This is a genomic window from Streptomyces sp. NPDC059850 (genome assembly GCF_042731515.1).
Classification (GTDB): Bacteria; Actinomycetota; Actinomycetes; order Streptomycetales; family Streptomycetaceae; genus Streptomyces.
This window is the reverse complement of record NZ_JBHWJI010000009.1, coordinates 196,068-212,465: the sequence shown is the minus strand read 5'-3', so window position 1 is coordinate 212,465 and position 16,398 is coordinate 196,068. Positions and strand designations below refer to the sequence as shown.

Genomic DNA, 16,398 nt, shown 5'->3' with positions numbered 1-16,398 from the left:
TCGCTGACCAGTGCGAGCCGCCGCAGCCGCCGTTCACACCTCACACCGGCACCACATCCGCCGTGGCCACCGGCTTTCCGGTGGCGAACGCCTCGTTCGCGGCCAGACCGGTGACCAGGGCCAGCGCGCCGTCCGCCTCGGTGGCCCGCTGCTTCGACGCGTCGGAGCCGTCCACGGCGGCAGGCGTGCCGGTGGCCGCCGCCGGGTCGAGGGGGCCGTACAGCGCCGTCAGCATGCGCTCGTCCCCGCCACCGTGTCCCGCGTGGTCGAACGCGGGCAGCGCCACCTCCCGGGGCGGCTCCCACAGCGGGCGCAGGGTCACGCGCGGGCCGCCCGCGTTGGCGAGCGCCTCGTCGCCGTGGATCGTGCCCCGTCCGGAGGTGGTGCCCAGGACGGGCGGCTGCCACCGGCTCTCCTCCACCTCCAGCTCCAGCCGTCCACGGGTGCCGTTGAACATCACGCGGTAGCCCTCCCACGGCGAGTACGCCGTGAGGTGGTACGTCATGGTGGCGCCGGTGTCGTAGCGCACCAGCAGCGACATGTCGTCCTCGATGGTGATGCCGTCGCCGAACACATTGCGGTCCCGGTGGTAGCCGTCCGCGCCCTCGGCGTCGAGGTAGAGCGAGCGCAGCGCGTCGTTGTCGGCCAGCTCCAGCGCGAACGGGTCGTCCTGTGCGGCGGACGCGCCATGGGCCCGCTCGTACTCGCGGCGGTAACCGCTGCGCTCGCCCGCCTCGCGGCCGTAGAAGCCGAGCCTGCCGTAGCCGAACACCTCCTGCGGCCGGGCCCCCAGCCACCAGTTGACCAGGTCGAAGTGGTGGCTGGACTTGTGCACCATCAGCCCGCCGCTGTGCTCCTTCTCGCGGTGCCAGCGGCGGAAGTAGTCCGCGCCGTGCCGGGTGTCCAGCAGCCACTCGAAGTGCACCGACAGCACCTCGCCGATGGCGCCCGAGGCGAGCTGCCGGTGGACTTCCTCGTGCACCGGGTTGAAGCGGTAGTTGAAGGCCACCGCCAGATGGTTGCCGGTCTCCTCGACGGTCTGGAGGATGCGGCGGCACTTGGCGGCGTCGGTGGTCATCGGCTTCTCGGTGACCACCCGGCAACCGGCCCGCAGCGCGGGCACGATGTACTCGTCGTGCAGCGCGTCCACGCAGGTCACGACGACTTCCTGGATGTCGTCCGCACGCAGTCGGCGCTCGAAGTCCGCCGGGCTCCAGGCGGCCGCCTCCGGCTCACCGGCCTCCTTCAGCAGCTGCTGGTGGTGGGCGACGCGCACCGGGTTGGGGTCGCACAGTGCGGCGACCCGCAGCCCGGGGCGGCGGGCCAGTGCCGTGGTGAACATCTGCGCACGGGATCCGGTGCCCACCACCACGGCCCGGGAGGGACTGCTGCCGACGGTCATGCGTCCTCCATAGGAAGTCGATCAACGCGTCCGCAGGATAGGCCGATCGGTGGCTCACCACCACGGGTCGGGCACCTTCCCCTGGAACTCGGCGACGCGGGCCCACATGGCCGGTGGGTTGGAGTACATGGGGAAGTGTCCACACTGTGGGATCTCGGCGAGTTCGACGCCCGCCGCGTCCAGCCGTGGCAGATAGGACAGGGACGCGTTCTGGTCGCCGTACATGAACATCCTGGGAAACGGCAGCCCCAGGAACGTGGCCATGAGGTCCGCGTGGTCGCTCAGCTCGACCATCGACTCGAAGATGCCACGGACCGCACCGGCGCGGACCTTGTGGGGGAGGGAGGAGGCGAACAGCGGGGCGGCGTGGGCGGGGGAGCGCCGGTTCCGCTCGATGAAGCCGTCGAGGAAGGCTTTGTCGTCGGCGGCCGGATGGGAGACGATCTGCCTGCTCAGAAAGCAGTCCTCGGGCGCCACGTTGCCCTCGATGTCCACGAAGCTGAGCACCCGGCCGGGGTGGCGGGAGGCCAGCATCAGGGCCGTGAGCCCGCCCATCGAGTGGCCGACCAGATGGAACCGCTCGATGCCGAGCCGGTCGAGCACGGCCAGCGCGGTGTCCACCAGGAAGGGGATCGAGAGGGCGGTCAGATCCCCGCAGACGCTGTCGCCGCAGCCGGGGGCGTCGTACGCCACGACCGGATGCCCGTCGAAGGCGGGCCGGAGCGCGATGTCGGTGTAGTCCTCCTTGGTCGAGCCGAAGCCGTGCAGGAACAGGATCGGGGCGCGTGTCCCGCCGCGGTGCGCGGTCGCGACGTCGAGTGCCACACCGTCGACGGTCAGCTCCTGCCGCGTCCAGGCGAAGGCGTTGCTTGGCTGCATGGTGTGTTTCTCTTTCTCAGGTCGTCTGTGCGGGCAACGCGTGCCGTACGAACTGCGCCACCAGCGGACTGGGGTCGGCCGCGCGCCGGACCACGGCCAGTTCGACGAGCTGGGCGGGCTCCCGCAGGGACAGGCAGACCACGCCGGGCACCGGTGGCCGCGACGAGGTGTGCGGCACGAGGCCGACGCCCAGACCGCAGCCGACCATGGCCAGCTGCGAGTGGATGGAGTTCGCCTGATGCCGGGGCTCCGGGCTGAAACCGGCCTGGTGGCAGACCGCCACGAGTTCGTCGTGATACCTCGGCGAGAGAGCGCGCGGGATCCACACCCAGGGCTCAGCCGCCAGAGCGGCGAGGTCCACGTGGTCCCCTTCGGCCAGCGGATGCCCTTCGGGGAGGGCGGCCACCAGCCGGTCCCGGCGCAGCGGATCCGAGCGCAGCCGCTCGTCGTTGCCGGTGTGGCGGACCACGGCGATGTCCAGGCGTCCGTCGAGGAGGCCCTGCACCCCTTCGGTGGTGTCCAGCTCCCGCACCCGCAGCTCGATGCGCGGGCGCTCGGCGCGGAAGGTGCCGAAGATGGCGGGCAGCGCCTGCGAGAAGGCCGAAGTGACCGCGCCGATGGTCAGGGTGCCCAGATAGCCCGCCTGCGCCTGCGCCGCGGCCACTTGGGCGCGCTCGGCGGCGGCCGTCAGCGCGTAGCAGTGCCGCAGAAAGACGGCGCCGGGCTCGGTCAGGGCCACCGAACGGCTGGAGCGTTCCAGCAGCTGGGCGTCGAGCTGCCGCTCCAGGTGGCGGATCGCCTGGCTGAGTGGCGGCTGCGACATCTGCAGGCGCTCGGCGGCCCGGCCGAAGTGCAGTTCCTCGGCGACCGCGATGAAGTAGCGGGCCTGGCGGACCTCGATCATCGCGTCGTACGCCGTCTCGTCGGCAGGCCGTAGAGGTCGAGGGTGGTGTGTCCGTCACGGATCCGGCCGAGGATGTCCCGCTCCTTCGCCACCCGCTCATCGGCGCGCGCCACGACCGAGGGCGCCACATCGCGGGGCAGGCAGACGACACCGTCGGCGTCGGCGACGATCAGGTCGCCGGTGGCGACCGGGACCCCGCGCAGCACCAGGGGCGCGCCGAGCGCACCGGGGTGGTCCTTGGTGGTGCGGAAGACCGTGACCGACGAGGCGAAGACGGGAAAGTCCAGCTCCGCGAGTTCGACGGTGTCGCGTACGCCGCCGTCCACGACCAGCCCCAGCAGCCCGCGCGCCTGGGCGGCCACGGCCAGGACCTCGCCCCAGTGGCCGCAGGCCGCGCCCTGCAGGTCGGCGACGAGGACATGGCCGGGCGGGGCGGCTGCCACCGCGTGGTGCAGCGCGAGGTTGTCACCGCCCACGCCCCGCACGGTGTAGGCGGGACCGGCCAGCCGGGCGCCGGGCCAGACCGGGCGCAGCCCCGGCGCGCAGGCGCAGTCGGCGGCGGACGCCTCGTACAGCGTGGCGGTGGAGTGTCCGCCGGTGACGAGCGCCGTCATCGGCTGCTCCGCTGCAGCAGGTGGTAGCCGAATGCGGCACGGGCCTCGCGCAGGCCGCTCCCCGCGCGCACGGCGGCGGTGATGTCGCGCTCGGTGTGCTCGATCCGTGTCGCCAGCTCGACGACCTCGGCCAGCCTGGCGGCGGGTACGACCACCACTCCGTCGGCGTCGCCGCGCACCAGGTCGTCCGGGGCCACCGGAACACCGTCCAGGGACAGCGGCGTACCGACCGAGGCGAGCCGCACCCGGTCCTTGCCGGTCCGCATGAACCGGCCGCTGCTGAAGACCGGATAGCCCGCCTCGGTCGAGGTGGCCACATCGCGGCAGGCGCCGTGGATCACGGTGCCCGCGACACCGCGGGCCGTCGCGGTACGGGTCATGATCCCGCCCCACACCGTGCAGTCGGTGCGCCCGGCGTTGTCGATGACCACGACCGCGCCCGGGGGCACATCGTCGAGGAAGTCACCGACGCTGCCCTTGTCGGCGTCGGCCGGTTCGTAGCGGACGGTGAAGGCGGGGCCGGTCAGCGCGGCCGTGGGGAACAGCGGCGCCGGGCCGAGGACGGAGCCGGGCAGCCCCAGGGCGTCCAGGGCGTCGGACAGCGCGGCGGTCGGCAGGGCCGAGGCCCGCTGGGTCGGTGTGTCCATCAGTGCGGCTCCTCCGTTCCGGCGAGGCGGGCGTCCCGCATGGCGTCCGGCAGGGACGCGCCGCCGCGCAGCTCCTCGGCGATGGCGCTCTCGCGCCGGGCCACCGCCTGGGCGGCCCGCAGAATCTCATGGGCGCGGGCGCGGGGGACGAAGGCCACGCCGGTCTCGTCGGCGACCACGATGTCCCCCCGCGCCACCGTGGCCGGGCCGACCCGGACCGGTTCGCCGGAGGACACCTGGCGCAGGCGTCCCCGCGCGGTGACGGGGGTGGTGGCGCGGGCGTACACCGGGAAGCCCGCCTCGCGGGCCTCGCCGACATCGCGGCAGGCCCCGTCGGCCACCACGCCGCGCACCCCGCGCAGGGCGGCGCCCAGGCTCAGCAGCCCGCCCCAGCAGGAGACGTCCGTGCGCCCGCCGCCCGCGATCACCAGGACGTCCTCGGGGCCGCTGGTGGCCACGGCCGAGGTGGCGATGTGTGCCCCGGACGAGGACGGGTCCGGGGTGCCCGGTGCGAGTTCGACCGGTGCGGCGAATCCCACCAGTGCGCGGTGGCCCCAGACCGGCCTGATGCCGCCGAGACCGGGGGGCAGGACCAGCCCGTCGAGAGCGTCGCTGACCGCGGCGCTGTCCAGGGCGCCGTAGGCAGTGAGGAGAGTCGTGTCGTCGTTCACGCGACCAGTCCACCAACCGGGACCCATACTGTAAAGGTCCTGATATGTCTGCCTGTGATATGTGCTGCGACTCGACCGGTGACTCGATCGGGGAGGGTCATTCGAGTCCGCCGCGCTTCACCAGCTGGCTCGCGATCACATTCCGCTGGATCTCGTTGGTGCCCTCGCCGACGATCATCAGCGGTGCGTCGCGGAAGTAGCGCTCCACGTCGAACTCGGTGGAGTAGCCGTAACCCCCGTGGATCCGGACGGCGTTGAGCGCGATCTCCATGGCGGTCTCGGAGGCGAACAGCTTCGCCATGCCCGCCTCCATGTCCACGCGCCGCCCCGCGTCGGCCTCCCGCGCCGCGTGCAGGGTGAGCTGCCGGGCGGCGGTCAGCGACGTGGCCATGTCGGCGAGGTAGTTGCCGATCGACTGGTGCCGCCAGATCGGCTTGCCGAACGACTCGCGCTCCTGCGCGTACGCCAGCGCGTCCTCGAACGCCGCCCGCCCGACGCCGAGCGCGCGGGCCGCGACCTGGAGCCTGCCGGTCTCCAGGCCCTTCATCATCTGGGCGAACCCCGCGCCCTCGGCCCCGCCCAGCACCGCGTCGGCCGGGGCGCGGTAGCCGTCGAAGGAGAGTTCGCAGCTCTCGACGCCCTTGTAGCCGAGCTTGGGCAGGTCGCGCGAGACGGTCAGGCCCGGCCCGTGTTCCACGAGCAGGATGGAGATGCCCTGGTGCGCGGGGGTGGCGTCGGGGTCGGTCTTGCAGAGCAGGGCGATCAGCTGGGAGTGGCGGGAGTTGGTGATCCAGGTCTTCGACCCGTTCACCACATAGCCGTCGGTGTCCTGGCGGGCGACGGTGCGCATGGCCTGCAGGTCGGAGCCGCCGCCGGGTTCGGTCAGCGCCATGGTGGCGCGGATCTCCCCGGTGGCCATCTTCGGCAGACGGCGGCGCTTCTGCTCCTCGGTGCCGAAGTGCAGCAGCAGCTTGGAGACCACGGTGTGTCCGCCCATCGCCCCCGCCAGGCTCATCCAGCCGCGCGCCAGTTCCTCGGTGACCAGGACGTAGCAGGGGGTGGAGACCGGGGTGCCGCCGTACTCCTCGGGGATGGCGAGGCCGAAGACGCCGAGCCGCTTCAGCTGCCCGATCAGGGCCTCGGGATAGGTGTTGGCGTGCTCCAGCTCCCGCACGACCGGTTTCACCTCCCGGTCGACGAAGTCACGCACCGTATGGACGATGAACCGCTCGTCCTCGGGCAGGGTGTCGAGGGTGCTCATGCTGTCGCGCTCCTTGATGACGGATGCTGTGCGGGCTCAGACGACGCGCTCGGCCCGGAGGCCGCTGATCTCGGCCGCGCTGTGTCCCAGCGCGGTGAGGATCGTGTCGGTGTGCTCGCCGAGGGCCGGGACGGCGTCCATCCGGGCCGTGACACCGGCGAGGTCCACGGGCGGCAGCAGCGCCGGGACCACCGCCCCGGGGATGGGCACGTCGCGCCAGCGCTCCCGGCCGTCCAGCACCGGGTGTTCGAGGAATTCCCCGACGTCGTTCACCCCGGCGTTGGCGATGCCCGCCTCGTCCAGCAGCTGTCTCACCCGCGCGCTGTCCAGCGTGCGGAACCGCTCCGCCACGATCGTGTTCAGCTCCTCGCGGTGCGCCACCCGGGCCGGTCCGGTGGCGAACCGCGGATCGTCCGCCAGCTCCGGGCGGCCCAGGAACCGGTCGCACAGCGCGCGCCACTCCCGCTCGTTCTGGACGGAGAAGAGCACTTCCCTGCCGTCGGCGGCCGGGTAGGCGCCGTACGGGGCGATGGTGGCGTGCTGCGTGCCCATCCGCGGTGGCTGGGTGCCGCCGTGCCGGGTGTAGTACGCGGGCTGGCTCATCCATTCGGCCAGGGCCTCGAACAGCGACACTTCCACTGCGCGGGCCACGCCCGTGGTCGCCCGGGTGAACAGGGCCGTGAGGATGCCCGAGTACGCGTACACACCGGCCGCGATGTCGGCGATCGATACTCCGACCCTGGCGGTCTCCCGGGCGGTGCCGGTGAGCGACACCAGTCCGGTCTGGCACTGCACCAGCAGGTCGTAGGCCTTGCGGTCGGCCCACGGGCCGCTGGTCCCATAGCCGGAGATGGCGCACGGGATGAGCGTCGGATGGCGCTCGGCGAGGGCGTCCGCCCCCAGGCCCAGCCGGGCGGCCGCACCCGGGGCGAGGTTCTGTACGAACACATCAGCCTCGCCGAGCAGCCGCTCCACGATGTCCCGGCCACGCGCCGACTTCAGGTCCAGGGTCAGGGACTCCTTCGACCGGTTGAGCCACACGAAGTAGCTGGACTCCCCGTGCACCGAGGTGTCGTACCGCCGGGCGAAGTCACCGCCGTCCGGGCGCTCCACCTTGATGACCCTGGCCCCCAGATCGGCCAGCTGGCGGGTGGCGAAGGGCGCCGCCACCGCCTGTTCGACGCTGACGACGGTGATGCCGGAGAGCGGAAGCTCGGGCACGGTACGACCTCCAGTGGGCTGGCCGGGACATGCTCCTTGCGGTGGCCCGGCACCCTCGCTGTCCGGTGTTCCGAGCCCGGTGTCATCATGGCCACTCATGACCATTCCGGTGAAATAGCGATCAGTGATGTCCCCATGCGGGGCGCGGATATCCGAGGGGGAGAGGGAGCGGACGGTGGACGTCAGACAGCTCAAGGCGCTCGTCACGGTCGCCGAGGCCGGGAGCGTGACCCGGGCCGCGGAACTGCTCCACCTGGTCCAGCCCGCGGTGACCCGGCAGATCCGCACCCTGGAGCAGGAACTCGGCGTCCCCCTCTTCGAGCGCACCCGGCAGGGCATGCGGCCCACGGAGGCGGGCACCATCATGGTCGACCGGGCCCGCCGCGCCCTGAACGAGCTGGAGCGCGCCCGCGCCGAGGTGCAGCCGACCCCGGGCCTGCTCACCGGCATCGTCACCGTGGGCCTGCTGGAGAGCACCACCGACCTGCTGGCGGAGCCGCTGGTGTCCGCCCTCGCCCGGGACCAGCCGGGCATCGAGCTGCGCCTGATGACGGCGTACTCCGGCCACCTCCAGCAGTGGCTGGACGCCGGTGACCTGGACCTGACCCTGCTCTACAACCTGTCCAGCACCCCATCGCTGAACGCCCGCCCGCTGGTGCGGGAGAACCTGTGGGCGGCCGCGCCACCGTCCGAGGGCCTTCGCGCCGACCGCCCCGTCCCCTTCGCGCGAGCCGCCGCGCATCCCCTCGTCATGCCCGCCTCCGGCCACGCCCTGCGCAGCCTGATCGACGGAGCCGCCGGACGGGCCGGGGTCGAGATGGACGTCGCCGTGCAGACCAACTCGATGCGGGTGCAGAAACACCTCGTCCAGGCCGGACACGGCTGGACGATCCTGCCCGGGATGGGCATCGCCGAGGACGTGGCCCGGGGCACTCTGAGCGCCGCACCGCTGTGTGAACCCGACGTGTGGCGCTCGATCGTCCTGGGCACCTCGCGCGCCGGGCGGACCCCACCCGCGGTGGAGGCCGTCGCCCGGGAACTGATCCGGCACATCGAATCGGCCGTACGGGAGGGCAGCTGGCCCTCCGCGCGACTGCACCCGCAGCCCACGCGCCCTGACGACGCGACGAGAAAGGCGAGGAACACGTGACGGACACCGACGCCGGGCCACAGCTGAACCATGGACACGCCCGCGCCCTGGACGGCACCCCGCTGGCCTACCAGCGCGAGGGAACCGGGCCGCCGCTGGTGCTGCTCGCGGGCCAGGCGAACAACCACCACTGGTGGGACGGCGTACGAGCGGACTTCCACACCACGCACAGCACCCTCACCCTCGACTGGCGCGGCACCGGAGACAGCGGAAAGCCCGACGAGCCCTACTCCACGCGGGGCCTCGCCGACGATGTCATCGCCGTCCTCGACCACCTGGGCATCGAGCGCGCCGATCTGTACGGGACCTCCATGGGCGGCCGGGTGGCGCAGTGGATCGCCGCCCGCCACCCGGCCCGTGTCCGGCGGCTGGTGCTCGGCTGCACCTCACCCGGCGGGCCACGCGCCACCGAGCGCGACAACGCCGTACGCCGCTCCCTGATCCAGCCCGACCCACGGGCGTCGCGGGAGGCGCTCATCGACCTGATGTACACCCCGGCGTGGCGGTCCGCGCACCCCGGCCCGTACACGACCCTCGGCGACCCCGGCATGCCCCCGCACGCGCGGCGGCGCCACCTGGTGGCCAGCAACGAACACGACGCCTGGGACGTCCTGCCGGAGATCGGCGCGCCCACGCTGATCCTGCACGGGGACGACGACCGGCTCACCCCGGCGGCCAACGCGCCGCTGCTCGCGTCCCGTATCCCGGACGCCCGTACGCACCTCTTCGAGGGCGCGCGGCACGGCTATTTCGACGAGTGCCGGATGCGGGCGAGCGCGATCGTGTCGTCGTTCCTGGCAACGTCTCCGGCGGAGCCCGCTCGCTGAACCCCATGCCATGACCGCATGTGTCCATCACCGCTTTCTATTGTTCAACCCCGGCCATCAGCCCACATGATGTGGGACGACCCGAGCCGACCGAGCAGTGGAGTCGCAGCGGATGACCCAGACCCATGCACCGGCGCCTGCGTGGCAGGAGGCCGTGTTCACCGCCCTGAAGAAACGGGGCGTCCAGCAGATCGCCTATGTGCCGGACTCCGGGCACTCCCACGTCATCCGTGAGGCGCGGCGGGACCCCGACATCCACGATGTGGTCCTGACCACCGAGGAAGAGGGCGTGGCCGTGGTCAGCGGCGCGTGGCTGGGCGGACAGCGCGCGGTGCTGCTGATGCAGAGCAGCGGCGTCGGCAACTGCGTCAACATGTTCTCCCTGCCGCAGCTGGCCGGGTTCCCCTTCCTCACGCTGGTGACGATGCGGGGCGAGTACGCCGAGTTCAACCCGTGGCAGGGCCCCATGGGCCGCGCCACCCAGCAGGCCCTGGAACTCATGGGCGTCACCGTCCTGCGGGCCGACGCCCCCGAGGAGGTCGAGGAGACCGTCGAGGCGGCCATGGACGCGGTGTTCGGGGCGGGGGAGCGCGTGGCCGTGCTCCTCGGACAGAAACTGATCGGCCGCAAGAAGTGGGAGCGCGACTGATGGCCGCCACCGACACCGAGGTCCGTACGGGCGAGTTGGACGAGCGCCTGGACCGGCGCCGCTTCGTCGCCGACCTGGTCTCCCGCCTGCCGCAGGACGCCCTGGTGGTGACCGGGCTCGGCTCGCCCGGCTACGACGTGTTCGCCGCCGGAGACCGCCCCGGCACCTTCTACCTCTGGGGCGCGATGGGCGCCGCCGCACCGCTCGCCCTCGGCCTCGCCCTGGCCCGGCCGGAGCGCCCGGTCGTCGCGGTCACCGGCGACGGTGAACACCTGATGGGCATCGGCTCACTGGCCACCATCGGCGCCGTCCTCCCGCCCAACCTCACCGTCGTCGTCCTGGACAACGCGCACTTCGGCGAGACCGGCATGCAGCCCAGTCACACCGGCCTCGGCACCGATCTGGTCGCCGTGGCGCGGGGGTTCGGCATCCCCGGCGCCCTGCGCGTCACCGACCACACCCAGACCGACGACCTCGCCGACCGCATCCGGGCGCGCACCGCGACCACGTACGCACAGGTGCTGATCACCACCAGCGAGCCGCCGCGCGCCCTGCCCCCGCGCGATGGCGTGGCCAACAAGAACACCTTCCGCGCCGCGCTCGGCCTGAGCACCTTCTGACGCGGCGGCGTACCGCCGGAACGGGAATCCCCATGCAGCGCTACGACATGTTCATCGACGGCGAGAACCGCGCATCCGCCACCGGCGCGTGGTTCCCCACCGACAACCCCTACCTGGGCACCCCCTGGGCCGAGATCGCCCAGGGCGCCCCCAGCGACGTGGACGACGCCGTACGGGCCGCCCACCGCGCCCTGCACACCGGCCCGTGGGCCGAACTGACCGCCGGGGCGCGGGGCGCGCTGCTGCGGCGGCTCGGTGACACGATCGCCGCGAACGCCCGCCGCCTCGCCGAGACCGAAGTCCGCGACAACGGCAAGCTCTTCACCGAGATGTACGGCCAACTGCGCTATCTGCCCGAGTGGTTCGCGTACTACGGCGGGCTCGCCGACAAGGTCGAGGGCACCGTCATCCCGATCGACAAGAAGGGCTACTTCACCTACACCAAGAAGGAGCCCGTCGGGGTCGTCGCGGCCATCACCCCGTGGAACTCCCCGCTGATGCTGCTGGCCTGGAAGATCGCCCCGGCCCTGGCCGCCGGGTGCACGGTGGTCGTCAAGCCATCGGAGTTCACCTCCGCCTCGACGCTGGAACTCGTCCGGCTCTTCCACGAGGCGGGGCTGCCACCCGGTGTGGTCAACGTCGTCACCGGCTTCGGCGAGGACGTCGGGGCCACCCTGGTGGAACACCCGCTGGTCCGGAAGATCAGTTTCACAGGTTCCGACTCCACCGGCCGCCACATCAACCGGGCCGCCGCCCGCGACTTCAAGCACGTCAGCCTGGAACTCGGCGGAAAGTCCCCCAACATCGTCTTCGCCGACGCCGACCTGGAGGCGGCCGCCAACGGCGCCGTCTCCGGCATCTTCGCCGCGACCGGCCAGACCTGCATCGCCGGTTCCCGGCTCCTGGTCCAGGAGAGCGTGCACGACGAGGTGGTCCGCCGCGTGGTGGACCTCGCGCGCACCGCGCGCATGGGCGACCCCATGGACGAGCACACCCAGGTCGGCCCCGTCACCACGCCCGCGCAGTACGCCAAGGTGCTCGACTACGTCGACATCGCCCAGCGGGAGGGCGCCGCGCTCGCCCTGGGCGGGAAGGCCGCCACCCGGCCCGGCTGCGGCAGCGGCTGGTTCGTCGAACCGACCATCTTCACCGGTGTCCGCAACAGCATGCGCATCGCCCAGGAGGAGGTCTTCGGCCCCGTCCTCGCGGTCATCCCGTTCCGCGACGAGGACGAGGCCGTCGCCCTCGCCAACGACAGCCGCTACGGCCTCGGGGCGGGCGTGTGGACCAGCGACATCGGCCGCGCCTTCCGCATGTCCGACCGCGTCCGCTCCGGCACGGTCTGGGTCAACACCTACCGCGCGGTGAGCCCGCTGGTGCCCTTCGGCGGCGTCAAGGACTCCGGCGTCGGCCGCGAGAACGGCATCGAGGCCATCGCCGCGTACCTGGAGAACAAGAGCGTCTGGATCAACACCGGCGCCGCCACGGGCAACCCCTTCGTGATGCGCTGACCCGCCCTCCCCAGCACACAAGGACGGACGACCATGCAGCCCACCCCGCCCCCGCTCGGCTCGTACGTACAGTCATGGACACCCGGGCCGGTCACCGCCGAAGACCCCCTCGCCACCGGCCCGGCAGCGGCCCTGGCGGCGCTCCTGGACCTGCCAGGACCGGTGGCGGAGGCCGGAGATCCCCTGCCGCCACTGTGGAGTTGGGTGTACTTCCCGCAGTGGCCCGCGCAACGAGAGCTGGGAAGCGACGGCCACCCGCGCCACGGACACTTCCTGCCGCCCGTCCCCGACCGGCAGCGGATGATCGCCGGAGGCCGCTGCGAGACCACCCGGCCGCTCCGCCTCGGCGAGCCCGCCGAACGCGTCACCAGCCTGGGTACGGTGGCGGCCAAGCAGGGCAGCACGGGAGAGCTTCTCTTCGTCACCGAACGCCGTGAGTTCCGGCAGCGCGGCCACCTCTGCCTCGTCGAGGAACAGGACATCGTCTACCGCTCGGGGCGCGGCTCGGCCCGCCACACCCCGGTCGACGCCGACACCGCCGCCCCCGACTCCGGCGAACCGTGGCGGCTTCCGCTGCACCCGGACCCGACCCTGCTGTTCCGGTTCAGCGCGCTCACCGCGAACGCCCACCGCATCCACTACGACACCCCGTACGCCCAGGGGGAGGAGGGCTACCCGGGCCCCGTCGTCCACGGCCCGCTGCTCGTCCTGCTCATGCTGGAACTGGCCCGCCGCCACGCCCCGACGCGGCAGGTGCGCTCCCTGTCCTACCGGCTGCGCCGACCGGTGTTCGCCGGTGAGCGTGTCCTCGCGTCCGGTACCCCCTCCGACAGCGGCGCCGGGCTGCGCATCGCCACCCGGCGGGAGGAACGGCACGCGACGGCGGAGGTGATGTTCAGGTGACCATGAGCCGGGACCACGACCGCATCGCCACCGCCCGCAATCCGCTGTTCGTCCCCGGAGACCGGCCCGACCGCTTCGACAAGGCCGCCGCTTCCGGCGCCGACCTGGTCATCATCGACCTGGAGGACGCGGTCGCGGCGCAGGACAAGGACCGGGCGCGCGACGAGGCGTCCGCCTGGCTCGGCCGGGGCAACCGGGCGGTCGTACGGATCAACCCGCCCGGCACCCCCTGGGCCGGGGCCGACCTCGGCACGGCGGCCGCCCACGGCTGCCCGGTCATGGTGCCCAAGGCCGAGGACGCGGCCGTCCTCGCGGACGTCGCCGCGCGCGCCGAAGGCCGGTGCGCCCTCATCCCGCTCATCGAGACCGCCCTCGGCGTGGAGCGCGCCCACGCGCTGTGCGCCACGCCCGGGGCCGTCCGCGCGGCCTTCGGCAACGTCGACCTCGCGGGACAGCTCGGCGTCGCCCCCGACGACCACACGGCGCTGGCGTACGCGCGCTCCAGGCTGGTCCTCGCCTCGGCCGCCACGGGCCTGGGCCCGCCGCTCGACGGCGTCACCACCGCGATACGGGACACCAACGCCCTCACCGCCGACATCGCCCACGCCCGGCGGCTGGGCTTCACCGGCAAGCTCTGTGTCCACCCCGCGCAGCTCGGGCCGGTGGCGGACGGCTTCGCCGCCTCCGACGCCGAGCTGCGGTGGGCCCGCGCGGTGCTCGACGCCGGAGATTCGGTCACCATGGTCGACGGGCTGATGGTGGACAAGCCGGTCCTGGAGCGCGCGCGGCGGATCCTGGCCCGAGGGCCGGGATCCGCCACCTGAGCGACGCTCAGCCGCCGCCCCGGGCCGACGCGGCGGTGGCCACCGGCCGCAGCTCGGCCGCCGCCTGCTGGTCCGGCGGCTGCTGCACCGCCACTCCGTCGGCGGCGCGCTGCGCGAGGCCGAGCTGCGAGATGGCGTTGACCAGCCGTACCCGCGTCCCGGTGCCGATCAGCTGCCACCGCTGGGTGCGGGCCGTGGCCGAGCACGTCTGCGTGGTGACCGTGGCGCCCGCCTCCAGCGGGGCGCCCAGGTAGCGGGCGCCCTTCACCATGTCCAGGCAGTAGCCGGTTGCCGTGCCACCGCGTACGGCGCGCAGCGTGTAGTAACCGTCCGAGGTGGCCGCCAGCCGCCACGCCGCGCCGCTGTCGTCCCCGAACCGCGCGGTGGCGCCCTCGCCGCCGCCCGTGGTCAGCCGGGTGGCGGAGCCGGGCAGGGTGAGGGCGTACGTACCGTCCTTCACCGGCAGCCGCACCGTGTTCTCCCAGCCGGGCGCGTGGCCGATGGTCCGGGCGAGTGTGCTGAACCCGTCGTACGTGGCGGCCGGTTTCGGGCCTCCCCAGGTGGCCTGGGCGAGGAAGCGCAGTGGCAGATACGCCTCCGTCTCGACCTCGTTCTCGGTCTGGGCCGCCGCCGAGTCCGGCCACATGGTGATCTTCGCCCCGGTGATGCCCGGCTGGGGGCCGCTCAGCGTCTCGCCCTCGAAGCGCAGCGGTGTCCAGTCGCTCTCGTACAGCTCCCGCGTCTTCATGGGGGAGCCGCCCCGGATGAGGTAGAGCGCGTAGGCCGAGTTCATCACCTGATGGCCCTGGGCGAGCAGGGCCGACGGCGGCTGCTCGGGCTCGGAGATCCAGTGCTCGACCCGGATGTCCTTGTTCACGGGGACGGTGTTGTCGCCGGTCAGCCCGTCGTTCCAGATCCGCAGGGTCCGCCCGCCCGCGCGCACATGGTCATCGACCCGGTTGACGAAGTCCACGAACGCGTCCTGCGGAGTGGCCCGGGCGCCGTACTTGGCCTTGGCGTACGCCGAGATCTGCGGGTAGGCGGCGTAGTCGGAGCCCAGCATGTACTCGTCCGCGCCCATGTGCCAGTACGGGGTGTCCCACACGGTCAGCGCCTCGTCCAGCAGCCCGGTGTAGAAGGCGAACGCCTCGGGCCGGGTGATGTCCAGCCGGGACGGCGAACGGGTCCCCTTGGTGTCCGTGAGCTGCAGCTCGGGATGGTCCCGCAGATACGGGTCGATGTGCCCGGGGGAGTTGATCTCCGGGACGAGCGTGATGTGGTACTTCCGGGCCATCGCCGACAGCCGCCGCACCTCGTCCTTGGTGTAGTAGCCCCAGAACTTCGTCTTCGGGTAGTCGTCGCTGGCCACCTTCGCCTCGATCCACAGCTGGTTCAGCTTCAGATACGCCATCTCGCGCATCAGCCGCTCGAACCAGTCCAGGGACACGTGGATGTAGCAGGCGCACACCCCCACCCCGCGCTCGGCGTACCGGGGCACATCCACCGTGCTGCCGTGCGGCAGCTCGCGCCCGCCGCCGAGCATCTGCAGCACGGTCCGGGTCCCCAGGAACGCCCCGGCGGCCGTGGCCCCGGTGATCCGTACGGTGTCGCCGACGACCAGTTCGTACCCCTCCGCGCCCAGATCCTTACGGGACGGGTCCACCCCCAGCACCACATCGCCCGCCGCGCCGTCCCCGCCGGTCACCACGGGCAGCCGCAGCCCCGTGGCGTCGGCCAGATCGTCGGCGAACGTCCCGGCGTCACCGCGCAGCTCCGCCGTCCGCGCGACCACCGCCGCCGTGGCGGCCAGCCGCAGCGTGCCGTCCTGCCCGGTCCACCGCACCGGGGCCGGGATCACACCGGGCGCGGCCGCGGCGCGCCCGGCTGCCGCCCCAGGGCCGGACGCGGCGGCGGACCCGGCCGCCGCGGCGGGCACCAGCAGGGCCAGCACCGCCAGGACCACGGCCCCCACCGTGGCCCTGAATCCGTGATGACGGAATCTGTGATGACGTGTCGACAACGGCACTCGCCTCCATGCGCAGCGGGCCGCCCGCCCTCGGGGCGGCGGCCGTGACGGACAACAAGTGGTGCGGATGCCGGACGGACACACAGAGAACCAGGGCCCGGCGGCAGGGTCCTTCCCCTCCCTCCCGCCCCACGAACCCCGCCCCTGGGAACCCCTACGCAAAGAGACCCCTGGTCATCGCTGTGTGACTGGAACGTATCAACCGCCCCATCGCGGGTACTGTCTCCCTCTGGCTGCTCACGTCCCGGCACCGTGAGGTGTTAGGAATAGGGGGTGATCGGATTTTTCG

16 protein-coding genes are annotated in these 16,398 nt (G+C 72.6%); 7 read left to right on the top strand and 9 right to left on the bottom strand.

Annotated elements, in window-relative coordinates:
• Positions 1-40 precede the first annotated feature (40 nt).
• From ACFV9T_RS10280 to ACFV9T_RS10245, 8 genes are all read right to left on the bottom strand, one after another.
• Positions 41-1,402 (bottom strand): Gfo/Idh/MocA family protein, encoded by a 1,362-nt coding sequence (locus ACFV9T_RS10280; protein WP_385438191.1) that lies wholly within the window; start codon positions 1,400-1,402, stop codon positions 41-43.
• A gap of 54 nt (positions 1,403-1,456) precedes the next feature.
• Complete coding sequence (locus ACFV9T_RS10275; RefSeq protein WP_385438189.1) at positions 1,457-2,281, bottom strand: alpha/beta fold hydrolase; 825 nt, start codon at positions 2,279-2,281, stop codon at positions 1,457-1,459.
• Positions 2,282-2,297: 16 nt separating this feature from the next.
• Complete coding sequence (locus ACFV9T_RS10270; RefSeq protein ID WP_385438187.1) at positions 2,298-3,185, bottom strand: LysR family transcriptional regulator; 888 nt, start codon at positions 3,183-3,185, stop codon at positions 2,298-2,300.
• Positions 3,182-3,799, bottom strand: a complete 618-nt coding sequence (locus ACFV9T_RS10265) for an RraA family protein (RefSeq protein WP_385438185.1) — start codon at positions 3,797-3,799, stop codon at positions 3,182-3,184. The genes ACFV9T_RS10270 and ACFV9T_RS10265 overlap by 4 nt, the downstream gene beginning before the upstream one ends.
• Positions 3,796-4,446, bottom strand: coding sequence for an RraA family protein (locus ACFV9T_RS10260; protein WP_385438183.1), 651 nt, complete (start codon positions 4,444-4,446; stop codon positions 3,796-3,798). The genes ACFV9T_RS10265 and ACFV9T_RS10260 overlap by 4 nt, the downstream gene beginning before the upstream one ends.
• Positions 4,446-5,117 (bottom strand): RraA family protein, encoded by a 672-nt coding sequence (locus tag ACFV9T_RS10255; protein WP_385438181.1) that lies wholly within the window; start codon positions 5,115-5,117, stop codon positions 4,446-4,448. The genes ACFV9T_RS10260 and ACFV9T_RS10255 overlap by 1 nt, the downstream gene beginning before the upstream one ends.
• 97 nt (positions 5,118-5,214) lie before the next feature.
• Positions 5,215-6,378: an acyl-CoA dehydrogenase family protein gene (locus ACFV9T_RS10250; protein WP_385438179.1), complete on the bottom strand. Its 1,164-nt coding sequence runs from the start codon at positions 6,376-6,378 to the stop codon at positions 5,215-5,217.
• 36 nt (positions 6,379-6,414) lie between these two features.
• Positions 6,415-7,599 (bottom strand): CaiB/BaiF CoA transferase family protein, encoded by a 1,185-nt coding sequence (locus ACFV9T_RS10245; protein ID WP_385438177.1) that lies wholly within the window; start codon positions 7,597-7,599, stop codon positions 6,415-6,417.
• A gap of 175 nt (positions 7,600-7,774) precedes the next feature.
• Between ACFV9T_RS10245 and ACFV9T_RS10240 the strand changes: the two genes are divergently transcribed.
• The 7 genes from ACFV9T_RS10240 (at position 7,775) to ACFV9T_RS10210 (ending at position 14,083) form a co-directional block, all read left to right on the top strand.
• Entirely contained in the window at positions 7,775-8,749 is a 975-nt protein-coding gene (locus ACFV9T_RS10240; RefSeq protein ID WP_385438175.1) for a LysR family transcriptional regulator, read from the top strand.
• Positions 8,746-9,576, top strand: coding sequence for an alpha/beta fold hydrolase (locus tag ACFV9T_RS10235; RefSeq protein ID WP_385438172.1), 831 nt, complete (start codon positions 8,746-8,748; stop codon positions 9,574-9,576). The genes ACFV9T_RS10240 and ACFV9T_RS10235 overlap by 4 nt, the downstream gene beginning before the upstream one ends.
• Before the next feature lie 112 nt (positions 9,577-9,688).
• Positions 9,689-10,225: a phosphonopyruvate decarboxylase gene (locus ACFV9T_RS10230; RefSeq protein ID WP_385438169.1), complete on the top strand. Its 537-nt coding sequence runs from the start codon at positions 9,689-9,691 to the stop codon at positions 10,223-10,225.
• Entirely contained in the window at positions 10,225-10,845 is a 621-nt protein-coding gene (locus ACFV9T_RS10225; protein ID WP_385438167.1) for a thiamine pyrophosphate-dependent enzyme, read from the top strand. Before ACFV9T_RS10230 ends, ACFV9T_RS10225 begins: the two co-directional genes overlap by 1 nt.
• A 32-nt stretch (positions 10,846-10,877) precedes the next feature.
• A complete protein-coding gene (locus ACFV9T_RS10220) occupies positions 10,878-12,356 on the top strand; it encodes an aldehyde dehydrogenase (protein WP_385438165.1) in 1,479 nt (492 codons plus the stop codon).
• Between the two features lie 33 nt (positions 12,357-12,389).
• Positions 12,390-13,259, top strand: a complete 870-nt coding sequence (locus ACFV9T_RS10215) for a hypothetical protein (RefSeq protein ID WP_385438163.1) — start codon at positions 12,390-12,392, stop codon at positions 13,257-13,259.
• A gap of 2 nt (positions 13,260-13,261) precedes the next feature.
• Entirely contained in the window at positions 13,262-14,083 is an 822-nt protein-coding gene (locus tag ACFV9T_RS10210; protein ID WP_385438210.1) for an HpcH/HpaI aldolase/citrate lyase family protein, read from the top strand.
• 7 nt (positions 14,084-14,090) lie between these two features.
• On the opposite strand, the gene ACFV9T_RS10205 is transcribed toward ACFV9T_RS10210, so the two are convergent.
• A complete protein-coding gene (locus ACFV9T_RS10205; RefSeq protein WP_385438160.1) occupies positions 14,091-16,055 on the bottom strand; it encodes a family 20 glycosylhydrolase in 1,965 nt (654 codons plus the stop codon).
• Between the last annotated feature and the right edge of the window lie 343 nt (positions 16,056-16,398).